3 protein-coding genes are annotated in these 2,696 nt (G+C 69.0%); 1 reads left to right on the forward strand and 2 read right to left on the reverse strand.

From position 1 onward, the window contains the following. Positions 1 to 603 (forward strand): glutamine amidotransferase-related protein (locus tag VGL85_RS08890; RefSeq protein ID WP_331588197.1); only part of this gene is annotated, 603 nt, incomplete at its 5' end. Positions 604 to 635: 32 nt separating this feature from the next. On the opposite strand, the gene VGL85_RS08895 is transcribed toward VGL85_RS08890, so the two are convergent. Next, positions 636 to 1,982: an IS4 family transposase gene (locus tag VGL85_RS08895; RefSeq protein ID WP_331588198.1), complete on the reverse strand. Its 1,347-nt coding sequence runs from the start codon at positions 1,980 to 1,982 to the stop codon at positions 636 to 638. Positions 1,983 to 2,131: 149 nt separating this feature from the next. Further along, positions 2,132 to 2,696, reverse strand: a 565-nt coding sequence (locus VGL85_RS08900) for a hypothetical protein (RefSeq protein ID WP_331588200.1), incomplete at its 5' end; no start/stop codon positions are given.

Genomic DNA, 2,696 nt, shown 5'->3' on the forward strand with positions numbered 1-2,696 from the left:
CAGGGCTACGACTGGCAGGTGTTCGACGTTCCGGCCGGCGACTATCCGGCGACGCCGGAGGCCTGCGACGCCTACATCGTCACCGGCGCGGCGGCGGGGGTCTACGACGGCGATCCCTGGATCGCCGAGCTGCTAGGGTTCCTGCGCGCCGCGCGCGGCCGGACCAAGCTGGTGGGTGTCTGCTTCGGCCACCAGGCGATGGCGCAGGCGTTCGGCGGCAGTGTGATCAAGTCGCCCAAGGGCTGGGGCGTTGGGCTGCACACCTACGGCGTCGCCGAGCATCGCGGCTGGATGGACACGGCGCCCGCCGTGTCGCTCTCGGCCTCGCACCAGGACCAGGTGGTGGAACTGCCGCCGGGCGCGGCGGTGCTGGCCGGCAACGATTTCTGCCCGTTCGGCATGCTGGCCTACGACGCGGCCTCGATGTCATGCCAGCTGCATCCCGAGTTCGAGCCCGGCTACTCGATCGCGTTGATCGAAGGGCGAAGCGGCTCGCGGTTCCCGGCCGGCCAGGCGGCGGCCGCGGTGGAGAGCCTGCGTCGCCTGGACGACCACGAACGGGTCGCAGGCTGGATCGAGCGGTTTTTGGAAACCACCCCCTAATCCCGCTCATCCCGACGAAGGTCCTTGGGGATTCACACATCGCTTGATCTACGGCCGGCGGCGAAGGGTCGGAAGTAGTCGAGGCCGTGCTTGAAGGTGATTGGTCCGGGCGGTCTGGAGGATGGGTAGCCATCCCAGCCGCCAAGCTTGGCGATGATCCAGGCGGCCCAGGCGAGGGATCGCGGCGGATGCGGGTTCTTCTGGGCTGCGGTGGAACCCTCCAGATCGGGAAGCAGAGCCTCCAGCGCTTCGATCTCGTGGGGTGAGAAGGCGATCTGGGCGCTTTGCTGGGAGCGCCCGTCCCTGGCCTGGACCAGCTGCATGATGGCGCAGGCCGCGCTGGCGGCGATGGCGGTGAGCTTGATCAGTCGCTCGGCGGTGTCGAGCTGGCTGTCCTCCAGTTGCAGGCCCTGCTGCTTCATGGTCCGGAACAGCTGCTCGATGGTCCAGCGCTGGCGGTACCAGCCGACGATGCGCCAGGCCGCGGCGGCGTCCGCCACCGGATGGGTGGTCAAGAGCCGCCACAGGATCGGCTCCTCGCCTGGTGGCGGATCGGCCTCGCTCACCTCGACCAGGCTCAGCGCGACATGCTCGGGCAGATGACGCATCCGGCCGTGCGCGGGCCGCGCGATGCGCACGGCGCCGAAGCGGGCGACCAGGCGCGCAGTCCTGGCCGGACGTCCGGGCCTGGCCCGCATGACAATGTGGGCCGTCCCGGCCCGCTCGAGCCTGGCGCTCGACAGGCTCCCCTCGGCGGTGCGCCGGTCGTGCATGGCGCGGGTGAGCAGATGGAAGCCCGGCCCGGGAACCTGCGCCCACTCGGCGTAGATGTCGCTCTCGCGGTCGGCCACCACTGTCACGCAAGCCGCCTCGGCCAGCACCATCTTGGCCGCCTCGGCGCTCGCCAGCCACCGCTCCGACTCCTTGTCGGCCAGGTCCCGCTTGTCGTGGGGGACGCTCACCCGCCCTTGCCGCGTCCACACCCGCCCGCTGACCAGCCCCAGGACCGCACCGTCATCAGCGTCCAGCGCCATCATCGCATGCAGAAGAAGGCCGTGACCTGACAGCCCCACCTCGCCCAGGCCACGCCGATCGGCCGGTCGGGTCTTGAAGCGGATCTCGCTCAGGTCCTGGATCGCCAGCACATGCCGACCCGCGCAGGCCGCCGAGGTCGCAGAGCCCCAACCCTCGATCAGCCGATCGATCGTCACCTTCTCATTGGCCAGGAACCGACCGAACCCAACCACCGCCCGCCGACGGCCTTGCGCCGCCCGCCGCAGGCACACGCTGCCCAGGGCCGCCATCTGCCCCAACAGCTGGACCCCCTTTTTTCCAGGCGCGCGTCGCCGAACGCACCAAGTCCCAGGCTCGACATCCATCCCTCCAAGGTCAGCCAACACCTTCGAGGAATCACCGTTCGCCCAGCGCGCCCAATCAAACGCGAGTCATCAGCCACTCACTTGTGTGCATACCCAAGAGCGTTCGCCGGGATGAGCGGGTTTTGAAGTGAAGGGATAGGAGAAGGACGCTACTCCGCCGCCTGCCGACCTCTGAGCCCCAGCGACCGCAGCGACCTATCGATCCAGAGGCGGGTGACTTTTTCCTGGACGCTGTTCTGGGTGAGGCGGTCGCGCAGGCCGGCGAACTTTACCCGGTCGAGGTCCTGGTCCTGGTTGAAGCAGGAGAAGACCACGCTCTCGACCCCGGTGGCGGGGTCCTTGTGGGTCTGCAGGCACTGGGCGCAGATCTCCTTCATCATGCACTGCATGGGGGAGTTGATCGAGCCGACCGCCTTGTGGGCGGGTTTCAGGTGGGCGGCGAGGACGCCGTGGCGGGCCTGGGCCACCGCGTTCATCATGCCGTCGGAGCCGATGGCGATGATCCGGTCGACGTCGCCAAGCGGGATCGGCGCCGCGCCCAGGGCGCCGCGGCCGTAGGCGTCGATGGCCTCGACGATATTGCCGACGAAGGCGAGGTCGCCCGGGCGGTCCGGCGTGAAGCCGGGGGCTTCGTCGCAGCACCAGACGATGCTGTCAGCTGCCCGTTCTATCTCCTCGACCTTGTAGCGATCGATGCCGCGCTTGTAGCCGGCG

Origin of the sequence: Phenylobacterium sp. (genome assembly GCF_036501465.1) — a bacterium.
In the GTDB taxonomy this organism is placed as follows: domain Bacteria; phylum Pseudomonadota; class Alphaproteobacteria; order Caulobacterales; family Caulobacteraceae; genus Phenylobacterium.

Bases quoted from the DNA above. Each gene is read 5' to 3' on its own strand.
- VGL85_RS08895 (WP_331588198.1), bottom strand. From the start codon at position 1,982: ATGGATGTCGAGCCTGGGACTTGGTGCGTTCGGCGACGCGCGCCTGGA.